Source organism: Lentilactobacillus parabuchneri DSM 5707 = NBRC 107865, assembly GCF_001435315.1.
In the GTDB taxonomy this organism is placed as follows: Bacteria; Bacillota; Bacilli; order Lactobacillales; family Lactobacillaceae; genus Lentilactobacillus; species Lentilactobacillus parabuchneri.
Window position 1 is genome coordinate 91,940 of record NZ_AZGK01000007.1, and the last position, 22,277, is coordinate 114,216.

A 22,277-nucleotide genomic window follows, 5' to 3' on the forward strand; every position below is an offset into this window, starting at 1 on the left:
GATTGAGGATTAGGCCTGGGCAGTCTTTACTGTCCGGGCTTTTTTTGTGTCCAAGTTACAACTTTGGTTAAAACACCATGATTACTCTTGTTTTTCCTTATACACTTGTCGCGGCCGGCTGCCATCCTGTGGCCCAATGTAGCCGCGCTTTTCCAGATCATCGATTAAGCGGGCAGCCCGATTATAACCAATTCTGAAGTGTCGTTGAAGTAGTGAGGTACTGGCCTTTTGTTGGTCGACCACAAAATCAAGGGCATCTGAGAATAAATCATCCTCGGAATCTTCTTGGTCCTCTTCTTTTATTTCTTCATCACTGACCATCATTGACTCATCATAATCTGCCGACTGTTGATCAGTAATAAATTTCACCACCCGAGAAACGTCCTTATCCGAAATAAATGCGCCCTGAACTCGAATCGGTGTGTTGGAATCGATCGGCAAAAACAACATGTCCCCACGTCCCAAGAGCTTTTCGGCCCCATTGGTATCAATAATCGTTCTGGAATCAATGCCACTGGAAACCGCAAAGGCAATTCTTGATGGCACGTTTGCTTTAATCAACCCGGTAATGACATCCACGGAAGGACGCTGAGTTGCTAAAATCATATGGATGCCGGCAGCTCGGCCCATCTGTGCCAAACGGATAATCGCAGCTTCAACATCGTTGGAAACCGTCATCATAAGGTCAGCCAATTCATCGACGATAACGACGATATATGGCATCGGCTGAATTTTCGTCTCGTTTTCACGATTATTCTTGGCGACAAAGTCATTGTAGGTACTAATCTTTCGCTGACCAAATTTGGCAAATAGCTCATAACGGTTTTCCATTTCGGAAACTACCTTTTGCAGTGCTCGGGCAGCCTTCTTCGGCTCGGAAACCACCGGACTCAACAAATGCGGAATCCCATTATAGACACCAAGTTCCACTTTTTTAGGATCAATCAGCATCAATTTGACCTGACTGGGTTTGGCGTGAAGCAAAATACTCGTGATAATGCCATTGATCGCAACCGATTTACCACTACCGGTTGACCCGGCAATCAGTAAATGGGGCATCTTGGTCAAGTCAGCGGCGATCACATTGCCATTCACGTCTTTTCCAAGTGGCACTTGAAGAATGTGACCGTGGTTGTTTGGCTGATGCTCAACCACGTCACGAAATGAAACCGTCGCAATCTTTCGGTTCGGCACTTCGATCCCAATCAGTGATTTCCCTGGAATTGGTGCTTCAATCCGGATGTCTTTAGCAGCCAGGGCCAAAGCAATATCATCGGCTAAATTCACAATTCGACTGACCTTAACGCCAATATCCGGATGTAGTTCGTACTTGGTCACAGAGGGTCCCAAGCTGACGTGCTTAATTTCTGCCTTAACACCAAAGCTATCAAGCGTCTTTTGCAGCACTTGGGCGTTATGATCAATTGATTTTAGCTCGCCGGATTGATCATCCTGTTGAATTTGAGTCAACAACGACGGACTGGGTAATTTATAGGAATCATCTTCCTTAACGTCAACCAGGTCAACATCGCCGGTATCTTTGACATCGTTATCTTCTTTTGATGCCGGCTTTTCAGGCTTTTCCTCAGCTGTTTTTTTGACATTTTCAGAAACGGGCATCCCGGAAATCGTAATCGTAGACGAAGATAGCTGATTTGGCTCGTTTTCGGCATTTTCAGGCGTTTGAGATGTTGGGGTAGGATTACCTACCGGCTGCTGGTTTGCGTTTGTCTGCGGCCAATCTCGAGGCTTTACAGCCGGTTTCTTATTTACCTTGGCAGCCTGAGCTTTCAAAAACATTAATGCTTGTCGAACGCCAACGAAGATTTTTGAAAATGAAATGTTGAAAAGAACAAAGCCCCCACACAGGATGACTAAACTGGCGACGATTCCGGTGCCAATCTTTCCAAATAACAAGTGGCTGACATAAAAAAGTGCCGTGGCCAAAATTCCCCCGCCAATATTGGAGTCCGTATTGGCCGAGGCCATGTCATCGGTCAACTTCTGCCAATTAAAGCTCATAAAGTCAACGGGTTGGGCTGCTTGAACGTATTCAATCAATGTTAACCACACTAAGACACCAATTAAGACCAGTAAAGTCCCAAGGGTGTATCTCAGCGGAATTTTAGGCAGCCGGGAAAAGCCGGCAAGGACAAGGCCAAAAATGACAACAACTAGTAGTCCAAGCGGGTACAGGCCGCCGACAAAGATTCTGGTCACATTGATCATAAATTTCCCGACAATGCCGGCTTGAAACAACCCGAGCAATGCAAAGATTGCGGCAATTCCACCAACAATATTCCAAGAATATTTATCCAAAAAACCGCTTTTACTGGCTGGTTTACGAGTTGACTTACGAGGCCTGCCGCGTTTAGCAGCGGGCTTTTTCGATGTTGTCTTGCGTTTCATCCAAAGGTTCCTCCTTTCGTTAAGAGTCAAACAAACTTATTTTAATTTATCGTGTTCATAGTGATGTGTCCGTTCCAGATGGTTAAATCCCTGCTGCCTCAGTACTTCATAAATCACAATTGCACAGGTGTTTGACAGATTCAACGCACGGATATTGTCATCATCTTGCGGAATTCTGATAGCCTTTTCGGGATTCTTGCGCATAAACGGTTCCGGAAGGCCGGTCGTTTCCTTCCCAAATAACAAGTAATAATCCTGATTAGGATCGGAATAGTCAGGGTCGGTATAGTCTTGATTGGCAAATTTAGAAACCAAAAACAAGTTTTTGGGATCCTTGACGGTTTTCAAAAATGCCAGAAGGTTCTGGTGGTAATTAATCTGAACCTTATTCCAATAATCGAGCCCGGCACGTTTTAAATGCTTATCATCAATGCTAAACCCCAACGGTTCAATTAAGTCTAAAACCGTGTCGGTTCCGGCACAAGTCCTGGCAATATTGCCCGTATTCGCAGGCATCAGTGGTTCAAATAGTACAATATGATTCGTCATGTTTTCCTCCAAATAATTTAAAAATTTGCGACCATAACCGACACGTCAACTGTGATCGACTCAAGTTGATTAACCAAGTCGTTCGCGTTGTCCTGCCGGTCTTTTCCCCAGTGAAGCGGCGTCATGATCATCATGTCACGTTGGTACCCCTCGGGAATTGAAAATGTGTATGTAAGCTCGTTAATTGTCGCATTTGGGTAATGTTTCAAGAATAACTCATAAACCTTTTCGTTGGAGTATGAGCTATTCTTCTGTCCCACCCCAAATAATGCTTCTCGAAGTTCGTGGAGATAGCCGCTATTTGGAATTACTTTGATCAACTTGCCACCGGGTTGAATCACCCGATTAAACTCACCATATGCGGAAGGCGAAAATAAATCAATCACCGCTGAAAAAGTCGCGTCATTAAAAGGCAGCCTGGCTAAATCAGCCACGCAGAAAAAGGCGTCGACCGGCTGTTGGGTAGCCAAGTTAATCCCATCCTTTGAGATATCAAACCCAATCGCGGTATCGTGTGGTTCTCTTAAGGCTAATAAACGGGTTAGGGGCGTCGCTTCCCCGCAGCCAACGTCCAAAATTGTTTCTGGTCGATCACCCAAATGATGACTGATAGCAGCCACGATTGGGTCGAATAACCCCGCCTGTAGGATCCGGTGGCGAGATTCCAGCATCCCCTTATCGTATTCGTTGTTGGCCTGCTTGGTTAAGAAAAACAGCGTGCCTTTTTTAGAGAGATCAAAGCTGTGATGTTGTGGGCAAATCAGCGAATAGCCCTCAACCGTGTCAAAAGGTAATTGACACATCGGACAGCGAAATAGTGCCAAATGATCCGTTATAAATGCTTTTCCAAACTCAATTTTTTTCACTTAAACCCCTCCACAAACGCAGTTCATTATATCACAGCCAAATTTCAAATAAGCCCCCACTTCAAACCCAAAGGAAAAGTTGCTGGAAGCTTCATGACAGAACAGACAGACCAGTTAAAATCAACGTTTATTCAAGCTGATATAGGATTTCATGTCCGCCGGCAAGGGCGCTTGACAATGAATCTCCTGATCGCCAAACGGATCATAAAACGTCAGTTCAGCGCAATGCAAGGCTTGCCTGGGCAGTGAATGATCATCTGGATTATACAGCCAATCGCCAATAAGTGGATGGCCGATTTCACGCATATGAACGCGAATCTGGTGGGTCCTTCCGGTATGCAGACGGACCCGCAGGAGGGTTTGCTTCGCCAGTCGGCAGACTGTCCACGCCTCGGTTACCGAAAGCTTGCCGGAGTCGATGACCTGGCGTTTAACAAATGAACCTTCAACGCGCCCGATCGGCAAATAAATTTCAAAATGTGGCGATGAAATTCGTCCGGCCACAATCGCCAGATAGGTCTTTTGAATCGTCCTGTCCTTAAGCTGCTTATCCAAAACAGAGTGGGCAAAGTGATGCTTGGCAAAAATCACCAGACCGCTGGTATCTTTGTCCAGTCGGGTCACAATATGAATCTTTTGATTGGCATAGTGTTGCCGCAGATAATAGCCTTTCACGCGGTTGACCAATGAATCATCCGAATAATTGTGTGACGGGACCGAAGCCACCCCAGCCGGCTTATTGACCACCAGAAAGTTGGGATCCTCATAAACAATCTCGATTGGTACGTTGGAGACGCTGACATGATCGTTTTCCGGTTCTTTAGGAAGCACCACTTTCACAACATCACCGGCATCAAGCAGCCGATTGACCAATGATGGTTCGCCGTTGACCAGGGTTTGGCCGCCATGATACTTAATTTTTTTCAACAGGGTTCTCGTAATGCCATGCCCCATAATAAAGGTCCGCACTTTAATTGGTGCAGACCCGTTATATTTCCATATAAATTCAGTCATCTAAATTAACCTTACCAATAAATGAATTGCTTACCCGGCGCCAGAACTGTGTGTGACGATACTGGGCAAATGCAATTCGCCGTTTAGAAATACGGTACTCGACCGACTCAACCGGTTCGCTTGAAATCACCTGATGATCACAGGTTAGGATGGTTCGATTCGAACTTTTTGGCACAATTTTGACCCACTCATCCGGTGAAATAATCAGTGGTGAGCCAAGTGTCCGGAAGACCCGGTTGTTAATCGACGATATTTCAGCCATTTGAATCGCATTCAAAGTTGGATTAATGATCGCTCCGCCAACCGACTTGTTATAGGCGGTCGAACCACTTGGGGTCGAAACGCACAAACCATCGCCACGAAAGCTTTCAAATAACGTATCTTTGATATAAACATCCGCAACCATTGAACCGGAAATTTGTTTCAACGTCGATTCGTTGAGTGCGAGTCCCATGTCCGCGCGGCCACCATTAACATAATTGACCTTAATATCCAACAATGGATAGGTCACGCTTTGACCGTCATCATGCTCCAAGCTGTCAACGAGTTCTGAAACCTCATAATCACGCCAATCGGTGTAAAACCCAAGGTGACCTGTATGAATGCCGACCAGCCGAATCCGGTCACTGATATCTTGATAGTGATGAAATGCAGACAACAACGTCCCATCCCCACCAACTGAAATCACAATTTCGGGGTTCAGCCCATCGATACTCAAATCGGGCGATTCTTCAATTTTCTTCTTGAGTGACGTCGCCACAATGTTGGACGACTCTCCAAGATTACTGTAAATGGCTATCTTCATCAGACGACTTCCTCACATCTGTCTTCCGGTCTTGCTTTTTAGTTTCTTGAAGTTCGTCTCTAATCTCTGACATTTCTTCGTCAAGATGAAAGGCGGCTTCAGCTGACCGTTCCAAGCGGGCCTTTAAATCATCGGGAAATTCTCCCTTGTATTTGTAATTCAAGGAGTGCTCTACAGTGGCCCAAAAGTTCATGGCCAATGTTCGTACCTGAATCTCCGCCAAAATCACTTTTTCACCATCCAGCATTTGAACCGGGTACTCGAAAATAATGTGGTAAGAACGGTATCCACTCGGCTTTTTGTTATGAACGTAGTCGCGTTCTTCAAGGATGTTGATATCGGTTCGCTTCCGCAAAAGGTCAACAACTTGATAAATATCTTCAACAAACTGGCACATAATCCGAAGACCGGCAATATCTTCCATGTCTTCTTCCAGCCGATCCTCTTGAATGTGTCGTCGGACCATTTTTTCTTTGATGCTGTCAACCGGCTTGACACGGCCAGTCACAAATTCAATTGGACTTCGACCATCAATTTTTAAGAACTGCGCACGAATACCACGCAATTTTACTTTTAATTCATCAACAGCTTGTTTGTAAGGAATTAAAAAGTCATCCCAATCGTCAACCAAGCTACCACTTCCAATCTTTGTGCGGCTGTGCGCACAATTCTATCCAAATCATAAAAATCAATCAGACTTAATTTTACCATAATCAGCCCCCTTTCTAAATGAATCGTGCGCACTTCAGGCAAAATTGTTGTTTTTATCGGAAAATTTGTTATTCTTAATGGAGAAAATAATTAGTATATTAATTAAGTTGTCGGTTGCATAACGGAGGGGCAATAATGGTACTTGAGATTTATTTATTCGTTGATCCACTTAATCGACATTGCTATGACGCCGAAAAAACGATTGAACGCATTTCACAAAAATTAAACAAACAGATTAGCGTACGCTTCGTTTCCATGCTCAACATCCAGATTCTTCGCGATTTTTCATTGAACCAAAAACTCAGCCATCTCGACCATAATCTGCCTTATGACACCATTCTCGATTTCAAGGCCGCTTCATTCCAAGGTAAAAAGTTTGGCCGCCATTTCCTTATGGATTTACAAAAAGAATTATTAGTCAATGAGGAACCTTACACCGACGAATTGGTGTATAAGCTCGCAGAACGAAATGGCCTGGATCTCGACATGTTCAAGGAAGATCGTCGTTCACAACTCGCTGAAAAAATGTTTCGCAGTGATCAGCGGGTTGCCCACGAAATGAACGTTCAAACACCGCTAACCACTGTTTTATTTAATTCGGCAGTTGATAAAAGTGGCATTCTCATTAAAGATTTTGATTACAACTCACTGTTTGGCTTTTGTGCCAAGAGCATTAGCTCAGCTGAACATTTCGAACGGATCAGTCAGAAATCAGCACATCCATCAACGATTCCGTATCCTAAATCTAATTTCCAACTTTAAATTCTGTCAGACCATTGTGTTCTCTCAGACAACAAAGGGACCTGTTGGCAAAACATCCGTTTTGTCGCAGGCCCCTTTTGTTGTGTTCAAAATGTTATTTTTCGTATAGTGCTTCAAACTCATTCAAGCGTTCTTCAAAAATGATAAACGCTTTTTCAAGATAATCAGGTTGTGTCATGTCAACCCCGGCTTTTTTCATCACGTTAGTTGGCGTGTCGGAGCTTCCGGACTTCAAGTAAGTTAGATAACGGTCAACATTTTCCTGACCGCCATTCACAATCCCATCGGCCAACGTTGACGCTGCCGCAAACCCGGTCGCGTACTGATAGACGTAAAAGTTATAGTAAAAATGCGGGATTCGTGCCCATTCCAAGCTGATCTCGTCATCAGAAATAACCGCGTCACCATAGTACTTGGCGTTTAAATCACGGTAAGCCTGATCCATGAAACTTGCCGTTAACGGCTGTCCTTTGGCATCTTGCTCATGAATAAACTGTTCGAATTCTGCAAATTGTGTCTGACGGAAAACGGTGCCCTTAAAACCGTCAAGGTAATAATTCAAAATGAACTTCTTCATCTCATCATCGTCTTTAAATTTGTTCAAGAGATAATCAGTCAAAATATTTTCATTGGTTGTCGACGCAATCTCTGCCACAAAGATTGAATAATCTCCGTATTGATACGGCTGATTGTGGTGTGAATAATAACTGTGCATACTGTGCCCGGTTTCATGAATCAAGGTGTACAAGTTATCGAGATTATCCTTCCAATTCAGTAAGATAAAGGGATTAGTATCGTACGTTCCGGATGAATAGCCGCCACTTCGTTTAAACTGGTTTTCGACGACATCAATCCAGCGGCCGTCAAAGGCCTCGTGAACGTGTTTAACATAATCGGGCCCCATCACCTGCAAAGCCTCCAAAGCGATTGCCTTGGACTGTTCAAAGGTGTATTTGGGCGACTTTTTGCCGACCAGTGACGTATACATATCATACATGTGCAGCTCATCAAGCCCTAAGATTCGCTTTCGTAAGGCCACGTATCGATGCAAAAGGTCCAAATGACGGTTAACACCCTGAATTAAGTTGTCATAAACAGCCGTTGGCACTTCGTTTTCCGACAAAGCCGCCTCCAACGCGCTATTATAATGACGAACGTTGGCCTTAAAATTGTGATTCTTGACGTTGGTGGTCAAAGTAGCTGCCAGGGTGTGTTGAAACTGGCGGTATACTTGATACAATTTTTGAAAGGCTTCTTTTCGAACCGCCGGATTCGTTGACTCAAGCAAAATGCTGTAAACGCCTTGAGATAATTTGACCTGATTGCCGTTTTCGTCGGTCACGGATGGAAATGACAAGTCAGTGTTGTCAAGAATCCCAAAGGTTTTTTCTCCAGACGAGAAAATATCTCCGGCACCGGCCAGGACGGCTTCAACGTTGTTTTCCAAAATGTGTTGTCGCCGCTCAAACGTCTGGTCGAAGAAACGCTGATAAGCAGTTAATTTGGGTTCGGCTTGATAAAATTCCTGCATCTTGGAATCCGAAATTTTGAGTAGTTCAGGCTCAAACCACGAGGTCGCCGCGCCAAATTGAGCGGCCAAAGCCTCCGAACGCGAATACATGGCCTGATATCGATCAACACTGGTGTCTTGATCATTCTTTAGTTGGGCGTAGACATAAACTTTTTCCAGCTTACGACTGAGTGCCATCAAATCGTCAGTGGCTTTCAGTAAGGCCGCTGCGTTGTTTGCAATCGTGCCGGATAGCTTGGCAAACTTTTCAGCCCCGGCTTTGACATCGGAAAAGTCACTTTCAAACGCTTCATCGCTCGCATAGACTGTTGTCAGGTCCCAGGTCAAGGCTTCCGGAACCTCATTTCTCAATGGTAATTCTTGTGTTTTAGCCATAGTGTCCTCCTTCAAACAAATCGTTAATAACAGGTTAGCACACCTCCGGCCTCATGGTCATCATAATGCGTCTTTTTTGATCATAGCTTTCAAACCAAGTTGGTGATTGAACGATTCGAATTCCAGAAATGGTGTGACGGAGATAACCGTTTGCACGGAGACTGAAAATGAAGCTCTTGAATTCCATCTGAAAGAAACGGACGTAATCGTCAACTTGGGCAAACTGCTGACCAAATTGCTGAACGGATTCAACAAAGATTTGATTGAGCCGCTGATTGGAAATCTCTGCCGGACTGGCTGAAAAAAGCTGAAGGACGACCCATACCCGCCAGCATAAAATGGTTCGTTTAAAGATTGGCATCCCCTCTCCCCATTTACCGTGGCAAATTAAGGGACAGCCAATAAACAGTTTGCCTTGTTCGTAGCAAGCCGTAACCATATCGCGATAAGTGGGGTTCTGTAACACGTTGCTTCTATGGATTCGTTGAAGCTGATTGAGCATCGATTGACGTGCTTGAAAGGGAGAACTAACCGGCTGCTTTGGTGTTTCATGGGCGTCCATAAAACGTTTAAGGTCGGACAGACTTTTGAAAAACTGAACGCTGCTGACCACTTTTCCAGCAACTTCTTGAATGTGGTAATGGAGCTTCAACTGTCGTCGATCGGCAGAATAGTAAACAATAAAGAATCCAAGTCGCGGCTGAAAACGGGCGAACTTGGCAACGCCATCCAAGCGGTTGACCGCATTCAAATGACGATCACCAAGAATCCATAACACATCGTAGCCAAGTGACTTGTAGTTCGACGTTCTTCTTGAAATGTCGCTATACGAGATCGGGCTGCATTGGTACTCCAGAATCAGTTGCTGATCCGGCAATAGCACGTCCGCCCGTTGTTCGATGGTCGGTAAATGATATTCCAACACAGCGGCCTGCCCCATCTTTTCCAATTGCTGTTTGAACGCCAGCTTACCTTTTAAATGGGCTTGGCTTTCACCTTCGCTAAAGCCCGCACAAATTGCATTGGATTTGTGGCTAAAATGAGCGATCCGACGGTCCCCGTGTTTATAGATGACCGGTTGTTGACAACAGGGGCAAACCAGTTGTTTTGGGATTGTTTTTTGTCTAATCAACTCGGTTGCGTTAACTAATTGGCTGTCCGCCATTGCAATAAGCATTTCATCACCTTCTAGTATATACATACGCAAAAAGTGTTCGTTTGTTTCCAGAAGTTAAAATAATGGTTACGTTTTTTTACCGGCCGACGGTAATACTACCAATTCGCCCATTTTTGTTTATAATTATGAGTAAATATTGCCGGCTGGGAGAATAATATGCTGAAAAACTTATTAAAATACATCCAAGAAGAACATGTGGCCGAACAGCTTTATCACAGCTTGATCGGTATCGAGATTGAAGAACACCGCATTGATCAACATGGCCAATTGAGTCAGCTGCCGTATCCGAAGCACCTGGGTTCGAGACGGTATCATCCCTATTTTCAATCCGATTTCTCCGAATCAATGAGCGAACTGATTACCGATCCTAATCCCAACATTGGTGGGGTGTTGGATCAGCTTGACACCCTTCAAACCGTTTTGGCCCGTTCAATCCATAAATCAGAGGCATTCTGGCCGTTAAGCATGCCACCGGCAATGAATATCGATGATAAGACGTTCATCAAGCAGCACTTCGGCCGACCGGCATATGCCGATTATCGCGATTATTTGACGAAAAAATACGGCGTCGCCCGCAAAATTATCACCGGCGTTCACGTCAACTTCAGCATTCCCGAGCCAGTCATTAATCGGCTCTACATGCATTATCAAGACCAGTTCACAACGCTCGTCGACTTCAAGAACGCCCTTTATTTCCAGTTGGCGCAAAATTTTGTCCTTCATCGTTGGCTGTTAACCTACTTATTTGGTGCCAGTCCAATCGCTGAAAAGGGCTTTTTCTCCGACGAAGACGCTCAAAAATTACCCCATCCGGTCCGCAGCATTCGAAACAGCATTTACGGTTATGTTAATGAACCCGAGGACCAAGTCGACGCCACGATTTATAGTAGTTTGGATCACTACATTGACCAAATTACGGCGTCGATTGCCGACCACCGGCTTTACTCGACGGCAGAATTTTACGGCCCAGTTCGGCTGCGGGGCCAAGAAGAAATCAAAAATTACCGGACCAAAGGCATTTCGTACCTGGAATTTCGCGTTTTGGACAACACGCCTTTCACCCCGAATGGCATCAGCCGACACGCAATGTACTTTTTAAAATTCTTCTTAATGTACCTCTTGGTCACACCTGTTGATCATGACAATATTACCGATGACTTAAAGCAGTCGTTTGCCGATAATAATCAAGTTGCACTGGAGAATCCGGATCAACCAACCTTCAAAATGAAGGAAGGCATCGAGATTTTTAATCAGCTGATTGAGATGGCCAAATCACTTCATGCCCATTCAGAACAACTCCAAGCACTTGATGACTTTAGTGAGGTTATTACCCACCCGGAATTAACAGCTTCGGCAATGTTACTGCCACACATCAAGAATGGCAGTCTAATGGAATTTGGAACGCGGGTTGCTAAACAATGGCGTCAAAAACGGCTTGAAGCCCCAACGTTGCTTCCCGCCATGGGTAACACTTCATATGATGCCCAGGAATTAATTTTCCACGCAATCCAGTTGGGAATCCGCTATTACGTCGTTAAGGACGAGGATGGTGCATCGCTGATTACCTTGACCTACGATAACGTGACCCAGGTGATTTATACCGATAAAGTTGGTAAAGTCGAACCGTTAAAATATCTATACGACCTATTTCCCGGCATTAAGAAAGCCGCACGTCAGGATCAACATTAATGATTAACCACAAAAAGGCCCCGGTAAGCGAAACGCACGTTTTGCTCACCGGGGCCTTTCTTTGATTTTGATGATAGTCGAGCTTCCTAAGACACTTTAAACCCAACTGTAAATACGGTTCCTTTGGGATGGTTGTCCTTGACAGTAATCGTGCCGGCATGCTGGTTAACAATCCACTTGGCAATTGCCAAACCCAGCCCGTTACCGCCAGTTTTGGAATTTCGTGATTTATCCGATCGGTAGAACCGGTCAAAAACGCGCTTCTTATCCGCGTCAGGAATCCCAGTTCCGGTATCGCGGACTTCAATGGTGAGCTTGTCGCGGTTGAGTAAGGTGACAACCGTGACCGTGCCCCCTTTCGGCGTATATTTGATGGCGTTGTCCAACAAAATAATCAATAGTTGACGAATCAGATCTTCATCAAATCGGCCCTTACCGTCTGCTTTTAACACGGTATTCAGCGATTTGTGCTGGCTAGCCGCAATATCATCATAGGGTTTTAAAACGTGTTCAAACCACGGCTTAACATCAACTTCTTGCTTCCGAATTTCAATTTTGCCGGCATCCGACCGCGCCAACATTAATAAACGATTGGTGAGTGTCTGCAAGTGGCGAACTTCATCCAGAGTCGTTGAAATTGCGTCAACCTGATCCACCACCTTGGTCTTTGGCTTCGTCAGCATATACTCCATCTGATTTTGAATTACGGTCAGAGGTGTCCGCAGCTCATGAGCGGCGTTGGCACTAAATTGTCGCTGGCGTTTCCAGGCGTCCATAATCGGCTTCATGCTCGATCGCGATAGGTAATAAGCAACCCCAATCGCGATAATCCAAAAGAACAACAATGTTATTAACAGCGATCGTCTAAAACTATTAACTGCTAATAAATCGGTATCAATATTCTCCAAAATCAAGACATAATTTCCAGCGTAGATTGGATTGGAATTGGATTTTGGAACCTTGATCAATAACGTCCTAAAGTAGTGCAGGGTATTATCCGTCGACATCAAGGTCACTTCACGAACCTTATTCACCTCACTTTTATCCAGCTCAGTGTTGATAAACAGGTTATAGATTCGGTTGCCAAGCATCTGTGCATTGATGATTTGCCCCTTTTGATTAAACACTAAAATATTGGTTCTAAACGGTGTGTCGCCACTCGGATTGGGAGATGGCGGCGTTTGTGAGCTGCTGGAGCTCCCGCCGGTTCGAAATTGCGGTGCCTTTCGGTTGCTTAACACATTTTGCTTTTGGGTCATTAATCCTTGATCAATATTTTTATAAATCGATTGATGAAAGAAAAAGTTAATGACAATCCCAAGTACCGCAAACAGCAAGGCAAAACCAATCAACTCTTTCACGAACAGCGAGAGTTGCTGTTTTGTCTGAGGATCACGCTTTTTCATCAAGGGCCTCCGTTTCAAACATGTAACCAACGTTTCTTAACGTCTTAATTGGCTGAAGGGACGTTGCCTGCTTCAGCTTTTTCCGTAAATTACTCATATAAACTTCAACGACAGAAATCGCCGTCTCTGATTCAAATCCCCATAAACGATCAAAAATCTGGTCCTTGGTAATGATTGTGTCGGGATTTTGGACAAAGTAGACCAGTAAGTCAAATTCCTTACCATTGAGGGCAAGTTCCTTGCCTTCCACATTGACCACCCGGTTACTGAGGTTAACGGTAAACGGCCCGACTGTCAGCGTGTTGTCGTCTCCCAGACGGCCGCTGCGCTTGAGTAGTGCTTTGACCCGCATCAACAACTCCTCACGGTGAAACGGCTTTGTCAGATAGTCATCGGCGCCGAGCTCAAATCCGTGCACTTTATCATCCAAGGTATCTTTAGCCGTTAAAATTAACACCGGCATACTCAAATGATCCTCGGTCCGCCAATGCTTCAAAACATCGTAACCGTTCACCTGTGGCAGCATCAAATCCAGCACGACCAGATCATAAATGCCTTCCTGGCCAAGCATTTGTCCTTCGAAACCGTCGTAGGAAACGGTTGTTTGCGCGATCTCACCTAAGAACAATTCCAGGCTCTTGGCCAAATCTTCATCATCTTCAATTATTAGTATATGAAGTTCTTTCATTCAAAATTCTCCTTGTGGTTGATTTATCTATTGCCATTAAATTAATGTTTTTTGGGGCAATCGTCAACTAAAATTTGGGGAATTTATCATAAACCAAATCTTTTAAGCTTGTTTTATGCTTGAAAAGATAAACTCATCTCAATGCTTAAGAAAGGAGTGACTCACATCAAATTTACAAAGCAATTATTTAAATTTGGCATCATCGGGTTGTTAAACACGATTTTAACGTATGTCATTTACTTAGTCTTGCTCAACCCGACCAACGCAACCTTTGCGATGGGCGTTGGCTATGGTGTCACCTCACTTCTGGGGCTGACCCTGAACAACCATTGGGTCTTTCAAACCGGATCGTCATTGAAATCCGTTGTCTGGAAATACTATGCGACCTACCTGTTCACTTGGGTGATCAGCGTCTTATTCGCCCACTTTGCCAGCAACTGGTCACTGATGAATCCACATCTCATTCCCCTAGTCAGTTTAATCATCACCGTACCCACCAATTTCTTGTTATCAAAATTTTGGGTATTCAATCAACGTCACATAAAGGAGGTCCGCCGATATGGCAGCCAATAGTCAATATATAAGCAATACCCGAAATGATGAAACAAAAAGTCGAGGCAAATTCGATTGGATCCTCGGAATCATCTTAATCGCCGCCCTGTTTCTTTACGGGTGGGCAACTTGGAAGGCCGGATCGGCCAACGCATTTTATACCGCAGCTATCAAAAGTATGACCATGAGTTTTCACAATTTCTGGTACGGCAGTTTTGATCCAGCCGGCTACATCACGGTTGATAAGCCGCCAGTCGCACTATGGTTCATGGCCATCAGTGCCAAAATTTTTGGCCTTCATGGCTGGAGTATCGTATTACCATCCGTCCTCTTCGGTGTCGGTTCTGTTTACTTAATGTATCGCATTATTCAGCCATACTTCGGCAAAAATGCCGGTCGCTTAAGTGCATTGGCGCTGACCATCACGCCAATCGTTGTGGCGGATTCCCGAACGAATAATATGGACGCAACTTTAGTTTTCTTCCTAATGTTAGGCCTTTTCTTCTTGGAAAAGTCCATCGGAAGTCGCCGAATTTGGCCACTACTGGTCAGTTTTGGTCTGATCGGAATTGCCTTTAACGTCAAAATGCTTCAGGCCTTCATGATTCTGCCTGCGATGTACTTATTCTACTGGTTGGCCGCAAATGAATCTTGGAAGAAAAAAATTAAGAAACTGATTTTTGCAACCGTTTCGCTTCTCGTTTTCACCTTAGCCTATCCAATTTCGGTTGATATGACCCCGGCAAGCAGCCGACCATATGTTGGTGGTTCAGAAACCAACTCCCTGCTGGAATTAGCGTTTGGGTATAACGGAAGTGAACGCCTACTTGGACAAACAACTGGAACCGGCGGAACGTTTGGTGCCGGAATGAACAGTAAGACCCAAAACAAAAAGGGCGGCGGCATGCCAACCGGCGGCAAAGCGCCTACCGGTATGAAACAAGGAACCAAGAAGGGCGCCGCTGGCGGTAAGCAAATGCAAGCGCCTGGTGGTAGTAAAAAAGGTGGCCCAGGTAAAATGGGTGCCGGCGGCGGTGGCGGTGGTGCTTTCAATATCGGCACAATCGGACCGTTTAGGTTGTTCCAGTCCGCATTGGGACCACAAGTCAGTTGGCTGTTACCATTTGCCCTCTTTGGCTTAATCGGTGGTCTGGCTTACTTCCGCGATAAACGACGTCGCTGGTTCTACTTAACCACTAAGCAAAAGCAACTGATTCTTTGGACAAGTTGGCTGATCCCCGTTTATGGATTCTTCAGCATTGCCAGCTTCTTTCATCCCTACTACATGATTATGCTGGCACCGCCAATTGCAGCGTTATTTGGAACCGGGCTAACTGCTTTAATTGGCCTGTTCAAAAATAGTCTGAGAACGAACTGGAAATTTTACCTGCTTCCGCTTGCGATTACAGCAACAGCAGCACTTCAATCCTGGTATGTTTACAGTTACTATCCATGGTTGACCTGGATCATTTTGATTGCGGCGATTGGCTTTTCCATTGGCCTGATCGTGATTCCACGTGGTCGGGCGCTTCAAGCATTGCTGGTTGGGGGGCTGCTTTCAATCATGGCTGCGCCAACCTGGTGGTCGTTAACCCCGACAATTGCGGCTGAGTCGGCAATGATTCCAACCGCAGGCCCTTCCCTGCTTGAATCATCCAGTAGTGGCATGCCTGGCGGTGGTGGCGGTATGGGAAACAGTTCAGTCAACAAGAAACTGTTAAGTTACCTTGAAAAACATCAAGGAAATGCCAAATACCTGTTTGCAACCAGTGATTCAACAACTGCCGCTCCGTATATCATTAAAACTGGGAAGGCCGTCATGGCCATGGGTGGCTTTAACGGAACCGACCCGGCGATCACGTTGACCCAGTTTAAAAAGCTTGTCAAAAACGGTGAATTAAAGTACTTCTATTACTCTGGCAAATCAGGTAATACGGCGATCATTAATTGGATTAAGAAACACGCCACAAAGGTGAAATCAAGCTTATATCAAAGCTCGAGTTCAAGAGCTTCGGCTGCCGGAATGGGTCAAGGAACCCCAACGGGCAAATCTAAGACAATGGGTCAAAAGCCAACTGCCCCAACTGGCAAGCAGAAACCAAGCGGCAATGGTGCAAAGCCAACCCCTGGCAAGAAGAATTCCAAGATGAAACCAACGGCAAAGCCAAGCACTAGGACCACCAAGAAGAAACAAACGACCATGCAGCAACCAGGTGGTATGGGCGGCGGAATGGGCGGAATGGGCTCATCCGGTGTTCTCTATGACCTTTCATCAATTTATAAATAAAAGGAGGCTTTCAAATGACTAACAAAGACGAATTAATTTCAATCGTTCTTCCCGTTTTTAATGAGGAAGACGGCATTACGAGTACGATTGACACACTTGAAAAGTTCATTTCTAATCAGCCGCAAAATTTTGAACTTATCTTTGTGGACGATGGTTCAAAGGATAAGAGCGCGGACTTGATTCAACAGCAACAGGCACAGTACTCAAACATCAAGCTGGTTCAATTTTCAAGAAACTTTGGCCATCAGTTGGCAATTACTGCCGGAATTCGTTACACCAACGGCGATGCAGTCGTTGTGATGGATGCTGATTTGCAGGATCCTCCTGAGGTCATCGTCGACATGATCAAAAAATGGCATGACGGCTATGACGTCGTATACGGAAAACGGATCTCGCGCGATGGTGAAAGCCTATTTAAGAAAATAACGGCCGCGGCCTTCTACCGGACCTTAAAGCACATCACAAGTGTTCACATTCCTGTCGACACCGGCGACTTTCGGCTCATGGACGTTAAAGTTGTCAACCAACTCAAGCGGATGAATGAACCAGACCCGTTTGTCCGCGGCATGGTCAGCTGGGTCGGCTTCAAGCAAACCGACGTCACTTATGAGCGACAGGAACGCGTCGCTGGAACAACCAAGTATCCGCTGCGGAAAATGATCCGACTGGCAATGGATGGCATCACCTCATTTTCATCCTTCCCGCTTCAAATTGCGAACTGGGTCGGGAGCTTTTCAATCATTTTTGGAATCGGCTACCTGATTACCTCATTGTTGACAACAATGAATACGATTCGCTTTGCGGTGTTCGCAGTCTTCTTAATGGTTGGCATCACCTTGCTGGCCGTTGGAACAATTGGGTCATATTTGTACCGGATCTTCGATGCATCAAGACGACGCCCATTATACATTGTCGCAAATACGTCGGGGTTTCGCTCACAAGAAACTGATCATCCAAAGACCTACTACCAAACCACAATCAGAGGACGGGCATTCCAATAAAAAGAAGCCACACTAAAAGGAGCAGCCAAAATCGGCTGCTCCTTTTGTTGTAAGCTCATGAAATGACATTCAATTTACTTAAAGTAATACCTGCTGAGTTCCAACGCGCTATTTTCCATTAACTGTTGGCCGTACTCGTTAAGAACTTCCTCAGTAACAGTGGTTTTCTTACCATATTCGTTGGCAATTGCAACTTCATCACTGACGACCATATCAACCGGGTCGTTGCTGTAAAGCTGCAATTTCAGGTAATACTTACCTTCATACAGGTACAAATCAGATGTTCCATTTTCCAATCGTAATGCCTTCGCTAATGAGGTGAAGTCATCCAGTTGGTCGAACTCAAGGATAACGGTTCGCTTCTGATGACCAAACTCATCGTTTGTCTTCTTATCACTTACATGTTGTGGTTGATTATTACCGGTATGTTCTTCGATATATTTAGAAACGCGATCACGCTTTTCAGGCTGGTCGGAATGATCCCCACTACCTGAATCAAACATGTCGTTATCGGACATATCAACATCCTTACTGATAAATAATTCCAATCCATTTTGGTTTGGAAGAACTTGGAAAGTGACGGCATCGTTATTTTGAAATTGGTGATCCTTGTCAACCTCTTCCAGAATACTATAGAAGAAGCTTTCGATCTGCTTGTGATTACCAAGTAAATCTAAAACGGTAATCCCACGCTTATCAAGATCGTCATTACCAATCAGTACACGAATTGTATTCTCGTTAATTCGTTCCATTTCCATATTTAGCCACCCCTTTCAATATCTGAGGGTAATTAATAATAACATTGTATCATATTATTGTCTAAGTAAATAATACGGCTAAAGATGGATATTAACAAGCAATTAAGATTTCAAGCTCATAAGGCCCTGCGAACCATTTTTTCGAGTTCACACTTACGGGTTCCCCGTGGCATGAAGCAGCGAATTTCATCTTCATTGTAGCCAAACTCAATCCGTTTGGAATCCATGAGAATCGGCCGACGAATTAACTCAGGATGGGCAGCCAGTAGTGAGATGACCTCACCTATCGTCATCGAGTGAATCTGAGGCTTATATTGGTCGTAGAGGTATGAGCGTGTCGAAATCACATCGTCAGTTCCACCTTCAGATAACATAAAGATTTCTTTCAGCTCGGTTTCAGAAAGCGGATTTGCAAAAAGATTTCGTTCTACAAAGTCTACCTTGTGATCGACGAGCCATTTCTTTGCTTTGCGACAAGAAGTACAGCTGGGTGTTGTAAGTAAGTTTACAGTCATGATTGCTACCTCCTAATAATCTTTGATGACTTGATTATATCGGAAATAGTTATAAAAATCATAAGATTCACAGAATGGACTAACATTCTGCTAACTTTCATCACATTTAAACTAAATATTGATTGTCAGGTGTTGCTGGGCGACCATAACAGGAAGGTCCTCGCCCGCACTATGCTGGGCTTCATCTTTGAGTTGCCGCAAATCCCCATCCGCAGGCAAGTGGGTCAGCAGTAGTTGATGAACCCCACCATCATGAGCGAGTTTCCCCGACTCAGTTGAAGTCATGTGCCATTTTTGACCGGTCTTGTCGGCAAAGAAGTTCGTGTCGGTCATTAAGAGGTCTGCCCCTTTCACAAAATCAGTCAGCTCTGGAAAATATTTCGTATCCGCCGTAAAGACTAAGATTTTGCCAGTATCCCGTTCCTTGATGCGCAGTGCAAATGCCGGAACCGGATGCTGTGTTTTGAGCAAGCTGATTTCAAATGGCCCGACACTTAGGGATTTCTCGGGATCGTATGCAACTGCCTTGGTGGAATTTGGCCAATCAAGTCCGGCAAAGTTTGCCTTGTCGAGTCGATGCCCATAAATGGGCAGTACAGGCTCTGTGTAACGTTTTTCATGTAATTGCCAATAGTACTGCAGAACGCCAACGTCAGCTGTGTGATCATGATGATAGTGGGTTAAAATTAAGCCATTAAGCTTGAGTGGGTCAATGACTTCTTCCAAACTTAACAATGCTCCGCTGCCACAATCAATTAACAAATTAAAGTCGCCAGACTGCAATAAATAACTACTGGTTGCGTTACCGTGTGCCGGATAACCGCCTAAATACCCAATAACTGTTAGCTCCAAAACGTTGCCTCCTCTTATTTTGTCTAAAGTATAATTTACTAATACTAAAAAGTAAATGTTTGGTTCTCTTAATGAAAAAAAGTATAATAAGTTTGTATATAGGAGGTGGGTCATATGAAAGAACAGATCGTCATTACATTTGGTGATGAAAAGATTTTATCAGAAATAAAAGCTGCTCATCCTGAACGTGACCTGGTGTTATACCAAGCATTAAGTCAGCAAGGTGAATTTATGTTACTTGATCATTCTGGTCAGGAAACGGTTTTTAAATCCCCTGTTTACTATGATATTTTGAGCCATGCCGGAACTGATAATTGGAATGGGTTCATTAGTTTTTCAACGCTCGACTTAAATTTTGAAGAGCAAAAAGTCTTCGACGCCCGAATCAATCGACTTCGTACCAATGGGCTCCCTGATGGTATGCACTCAATGTATTCGTTGAATTATCACAAAGATATTAGTCAACGCATCATTTTAGGAACTTGGAATGCTTATTCAGATTACGAGCTCTGGAAAAACAGTTCAGATGATTTTATTCCAAAAGAGTACCGTGATTCGCCAAACTTTTATTCACATGAAGCTTACTACACTCCGGCCAAGGAAAAAGAAACTCACTAAAGGCTTATCCATTACCGCTATGCTAACGAATGCATTTATACATAATTCGTTAGCATAGCGGTTTTCATTTCTAATTCATTCGAATGAATTGGTCAATCCCGACCGCTATAAATGAAGATATAAAAAAAACAAGCTATCAATTAGCTTGCATACTGTCGATATCCACCGGTCCGTACGAGACTCGAACTCGTGATCTCCTGCGTGACAGGCAGGCGTCCTAACCAGCTAGACCAACGGACCAAAATTGCGGGAGCTGGGTTTGAACCAACGACCTTCGGGTTATGAGCCCGACGAGCTACCAGACTGCTCCATCCCGCGATAATATAAGAAAGAAATCATTGTTTGAATGACCCGTACGGGATTTGAACCCATGTTACCGCCGTGAAAGGGCGGTGTCTTAACCACTTGACCAACGGGTCATTTAAAACGGAGAAGGAGAGATTCGAACTCTCGCGCCGCTTACGCGACCTACACCCTTAGCAGGGGCGCCTCTTCAGCCACTTGAGTACTTCTCCAAAATTATGGGCCTAAATGGACTCGAACCATCGACCTCACGCTTATCAGGCGTGCGCTCTAACCAGCTGAGCTATAGGCCCATTTGTGAAAAAGCGGGTGACGAGAATCGGACTCGCGACAACAGCTTGGAAGGCTGTGGTTTTACCACTAAACTACACCCGCATGATCTATTAAATTAAGTGGCGCGGGACAGAATCGAACTGCCGACACATGCAGCTTCAATGCATTGCTCTACCGACTGAGCTACCGAGCCAAACCGGTCCGTACGAGACTCGAACTCGTGATCTCCTGCGTGACAGGCAGGCGTCCTAACCAACTGGACCAACGGACCAAAATTGCGGGAGCTGGGTTTGAACCAACGACCTTCGGGTTATGAGCCCGACGAGCTACCAGACTGCTCCATCCCGCGATAATAAGGAGGATGAGAGATTCGAACTCTCGCGTGGTTTGACCCACCTAGCGGTTTTCAAGACCGCCCCCTTCAGCCACTTGGGTAATCCTCCATAAAAGCTGTATAAAAAAATATAAAATGAGTCGATGGACCTTGTAGGACTCGAACCTACGACCGAACGGTTATGAGCCGTTTGCTCTAACCAACTGAGCTAAAGGTCCAAGACCTATAATCGCGGCAGGGGGGATCGAACCCTCGACCTCCCGGGTATGAACCGGACGCTCTAGCCAGCTGAGCTACACCGCGATGAAAATATGATAGTCATAAATCTACCAATCGGGAAGACAGGATTCGAACCTGCGACCCCCTGGTCCCAAACCAGGTGCTCTACCAAGCTGAGCTACTTCCCGTTAAAACAATGCACCCAGTAGGAGTCGAACCTACAACCTTCTGATTCGTAGTCAGACACTCTATCCAATTGCGCTATGGGTGCATAATATGCCGAGGACCGGGATCGAACCGGTACGGTCATCACTGACCGCAGGATTTTAAGTCCTGTGCGTCTGCCAATTCCGCCACCCCGGCATAACAAGCGGAAGACGGGATTCGAACCCGCGACCCCCACCATGGCAAGGTGATGTTCTACCACTGAACTACTTCCGCAAAAATGCCGACTAGAAGATTCGAACTTCCGACCCCCTGTTTACAAGACAGGTGCTCTGCCAGCTGAGCTAAGTCGGCATATAAATATTATGCGCATAATAATATTCAATTGTAATGAGCCGTGGCAGTCTCGAACTGCCGA

General features: G+C 44.9%; 19 protein-coding genes and 17 tRNA genes. 6 read left to right on the forward strand and 30 right to left on the reverse strand.

The window, feature by feature from the left end:
* Positions 1-81: 81 nt before the first annotated feature.
* The 6 genes from FC51_RS08000 to yjbM form a co-directional block, all read right to left on the reverse strand.
* Positions 82-2,409 (reverse strand): FtsK/SpoIIIE family DNA translocase, encoded by a 2,328-nt coding sequence (locus FC51_RS08000; RefSeq protein ID WP_057910850.1) that lies wholly within the window; start codon positions 2,407-2,409, stop codon positions 82-84.
* 36 nt (positions 2,410-2,445) lie between these two features.
* Complete coding sequence (locus tag FC51_RS08005) at positions 2,446-2,958, reverse strand: tRNA (cytidine(34)-2'-O)-methyltransferase (RefSeq protein WP_057910849.1); 513 nt, start codon at positions 2,956-2,958, stop codon at positions 2,446-2,448.
* Positions 2,959-2,975: 17 nt separating this feature from the next.
* Positions 2,976-3,824, reverse strand: a complete 849-nt coding sequence (locus tag FC51_RS08010) for a methyltransferase domain-containing protein (RefSeq protein ID WP_057910848.1) — start codon at positions 3,822-3,824, stop codon at positions 2,976-2,978.
* A gap of 120 nt (positions 3,825-3,944) precedes the next feature.
* The gene (locus tag FC51_RS08015; RefSeq protein WP_057910847.1) at positions 3,945-4,838 is read right to left on the reverse strand and encodes an RluA family pseudouridine synthase; all 894 of its coding nucleotides are present in this window, start codon (positions 4,836-4,838) and stop codon (positions 3,945-3,947) included.
* Positions 4,831-5,643 carry an NAD kinase gene (locus FC51_RS08020; RefSeq protein WP_057910846.1) on the reverse strand — a complete coding sequence of 271 codons (813 nt, stop codon included), beginning with the start codon at positions 5,641-5,643 and terminating at the stop codon, positions 4,831-4,833. Before FC51_RS08020 ends, FC51_RS08015 begins: the two co-directional genes overlap by 8 nt.
* A complete protein-coding gene (yjbM, locus tag FC51_RS08025) occupies positions 5,621-6,274 on the reverse strand; it encodes a GTP diphosphokinase (RefSeq protein ID WP_057910845.1) in 654 nt (217 codons plus the stop codon). Before yjbM ends, FC51_RS08020 begins: the two co-directional genes overlap by 23 nt.
* A 215-nt stretch (positions 6,275-6,489) precedes the next feature.
* Between yjbM and FC51_RS08030 the strand changes: the two genes are divergently transcribed.
* Entirely contained in the window at positions 6,490-7,116 is a 627-nt protein-coding gene (locus tag FC51_RS08030) for a DsbA family protein (RefSeq protein WP_057910844.1), read from the forward strand.
* A gap of 94 nt (positions 7,117-7,210) precedes the next feature.
* On the opposite strand, the gene pepF is transcribed toward FC51_RS08030, so the two are convergent.
* Both pepF and FC51_RS08040 read right to left on the reverse strand, forming a co-directional pair.
* Positions 7,211-9,022, reverse strand: a complete 1,812-nt coding sequence (gene pepF / locus FC51_RS08035; protein ID WP_057910843.1) for an oligoendopeptidase F — start codon at positions 9,020-9,022, stop codon at positions 7,211-7,213.
* A 34-nt stretch (positions 9,023-9,056) separates the two neighbouring features.
* The gene (locus tag FC51_RS08040; protein ID WP_057910842.1) at positions 9,057-10,199 is read right to left on the reverse strand and encodes a competence protein CoiA; all 1,143 of its coding nucleotides are present in this window, start codon (positions 10,197-10,199) and stop codon (positions 9,057-9,059) included.
* 156 nt (positions 10,200-10,355) lie between these two features.
* Here FC51_RS08040 and FC51_RS08045 point away from each other — a divergent pair, with 156 nt between their 5' ends.
* On the forward strand, positions 10,356-11,888 hold the full coding sequence (locus FC51_RS08045) for a gamma-glutamylcysteine synthetase (protein WP_057910841.1): 1,533 nt from the start codon (positions 10,356-10,358) through the stop codon (positions 11,886-11,888).
* A gap of 86 nt (positions 11,889-11,974) precedes the next feature.
* On the opposite strand, the gene FC51_RS08050 is transcribed toward FC51_RS08045, so the two are convergent.
* Positions 11,975-13,294 carry a sensor histidine kinase gene (locus FC51_RS08050; RefSeq protein ID WP_057910840.1) on the reverse strand — a complete coding sequence of 440 codons (1,320 nt, stop codon included), beginning with the start codon at positions 13,292-13,294 and terminating at the stop codon, positions 11,975-11,977.
* Complete coding sequence (locus FC51_RS08055; RefSeq protein ID WP_057910839.1) at positions 13,281-13,982, reverse strand: response regulator transcription factor; 702 nt, start codon at positions 13,980-13,982, stop codon at positions 13,281-13,283. The genes FC51_RS08050 and FC51_RS08055 overlap by 14 nt, the downstream gene beginning before the upstream one ends.
* A 141-nt stretch (positions 13,983-14,123) precedes the next feature.
* Here FC51_RS08055 and FC51_RS08060 point away from each other — a divergent pair, with 141 nt between their 5' ends.
* Genes FC51_RS08060 through FC51_RS08070 form a run of 3 tightly spaced genes read left to right on the forward strand, consistent with a single transcriptional unit; the run spans position 14,124 to position 17,822 of the window.
* A complete protein-coding gene (locus tag FC51_RS08060; RefSeq protein WP_075141086.1) occupies positions 14,124-14,555 on the forward strand; it encodes a GtrA family protein in 432 nt (143 codons plus the stop codon).
* On the forward strand, positions 14,542-16,821 hold the full coding sequence (locus FC51_RS08065; protein ID WP_057910838.1) for a glycosyltransferase family 39 protein: 2,280 nt from the start codon (positions 14,542-14,544) through the stop codon (positions 16,819-16,821). Before FC51_RS08060 ends, FC51_RS08065 begins: the two co-directional genes overlap by 14 nt.
* A gap of 14 nt (positions 16,822-16,835) precedes the next feature.
* Complete coding sequence (locus FC51_RS08070) at positions 16,836-17,822, forward strand: glycosyltransferase family 2 protein (RefSeq protein WP_057910837.1); 987 nt, start codon at positions 16,836-16,838, stop codon at positions 17,820-17,822.
* Positions 17,823-17,896: 74 nt separating this feature from the next.
* Here FC51_RS08070 and FC51_RS08075 read toward each other — a convergent pair whose 3' ends face one another.
* The 3 genes from FC51_RS08075 to FC51_RS08085 form a co-directional block, all read right to left on the reverse strand.
* Positions 17,897-18,580, reverse strand: coding sequence for an adaptor protein MecA (locus FC51_RS08075; protein WP_057910836.1), 684 nt, complete (start codon positions 18,578-18,580; stop codon positions 17,897-17,899).
* 116 nt (positions 18,581-18,696) lie between these two features.
* A complete protein-coding gene (spx, locus tag FC51_RS08080; protein WP_057910835.1) occupies positions 18,697-19,095 on the reverse strand; it encodes a transcriptional regulator Spx in 399 nt (132 codons plus the stop codon).
* Positions 19,096-19,206: 111 nt separating this feature from the next.
* Positions 19,207-19,947, reverse strand: coding sequence for an MBL fold metallo-hydrolase (locus FC51_RS08085; protein WP_057910834.1), 741 nt, complete (start codon positions 19,945-19,947; stop codon positions 19,207-19,209).
* A gap of 114 nt (positions 19,948-20,061) precedes the next feature.
* Here FC51_RS08085 and FC51_RS08090 point away from each other — a divergent pair, with 114 nt between their 5' ends.
* Positions 20,062-20,565 carry a hypothetical protein gene (locus FC51_RS08090; RefSeq protein ID WP_057910833.1) on the forward strand — a complete coding sequence of 168 codons (504 nt, stop codon included), beginning with the start codon at positions 20,062-20,064 and terminating at the stop codon, positions 20,563-20,565.
* A 166-nt stretch (positions 20,566-20,731) separates the two neighbouring features.
* On the opposite strand, the gene FC51_RS08095 is transcribed toward FC51_RS08090, so the two are convergent.
* The 17 genes from FC51_RS08095 to FC51_RS08175 form a co-directional block, all read right to left on the reverse strand.
* A tRNA-Asp gene (locus tag FC51_RS08095) sits at positions 20,732-20,805 on the reverse strand.
* A gap of 4 nt (positions 20,806-20,809) precedes the next feature.
* A tRNA-Met gene (locus FC51_RS08100) sits at positions 20,810-20,883 on the reverse strand.
* A 29-nt stretch (positions 20,884-20,912) separates the two neighbouring features.
* Positions 20,913-20,984 (reverse strand) — tRNA-Glu (locus tag FC51_RS08105).
* Between the two features lie 8 nt (positions 20,985-20,992).
* Positions 20,993-21,080 (reverse strand) — tRNA-Ser (locus FC51_RS08110).
* Between the two features lie 7 nt (positions 21,081-21,087).
* Positions 21,088-21,161 (reverse strand) — tRNA-Ile (locus tag FC51_RS08115).
* 11 nt (positions 21,162-21,172) lie between these two features.
* Positions 21,173-21,243: transfer RNA gene (locus FC51_RS08120), tRNA-Gly, on the reverse strand.
* 18 nt (positions 21,244-21,261) lie between these two features.
* Positions 21,262-21,334 (reverse strand) — tRNA-Phe (locus FC51_RS08125).
* A 4-nt stretch (positions 21,335-21,338) separates the two neighbouring features.
* Positions 21,339-21,412: transfer RNA gene (locus tag FC51_RS08130), tRNA-Asp, on the reverse strand.
* 4 nt (positions 21,413-21,416) lie between these two features.
* Positions 21,417-21,490 (reverse strand) — tRNA-Met (locus tag FC51_RS08135).
* A 6-nt stretch (positions 21,491-21,496) separates the two neighbouring features.
* A tRNA-Ser gene (locus FC51_RS08140) sits at positions 21,497-21,584 on the reverse strand.
* Positions 21,585-21,619: 35 nt separating this feature from the next.
* Positions 21,620-21,693: transfer RNA gene (locus FC51_RS08145), tRNA-Ile, on the reverse strand.
* 11 nt (positions 21,694-21,704) lie between these two features.
* A tRNA-Met gene (locus FC51_RS08150) sits at positions 21,705-21,778 on the reverse strand.
* Positions 21,779-21,808: 30 nt separating this feature from the next.
* A tRNA-Pro gene (locus FC51_RS08155) sits at positions 21,809-21,882 on the reverse strand.
* Positions 21,883-21,891: 9 nt separating this feature from the next.
* Positions 21,892-21,965: transfer RNA gene (locus tag FC51_RS08160), tRNA-Arg, on the reverse strand.
* Between the two features lie 6 nt (positions 21,966-21,971).
* Positions 21,972-22,057 (reverse strand) — tRNA-Leu (locus FC51_RS08165).
* A gap of 6 nt (positions 22,058-22,063) precedes the next feature.
* Positions 22,064-22,135: transfer RNA gene (locus tag FC51_RS08170), tRNA-Gly, on the reverse strand.
* Positions 22,136-22,140: 5 nt separating this feature from the next.
* A tRNA-Thr gene (locus tag FC51_RS08175) sits at positions 22,141-22,213 on the reverse strand.
* Positions 22,214-22,277 lie beyond the last annotated feature (64 nt).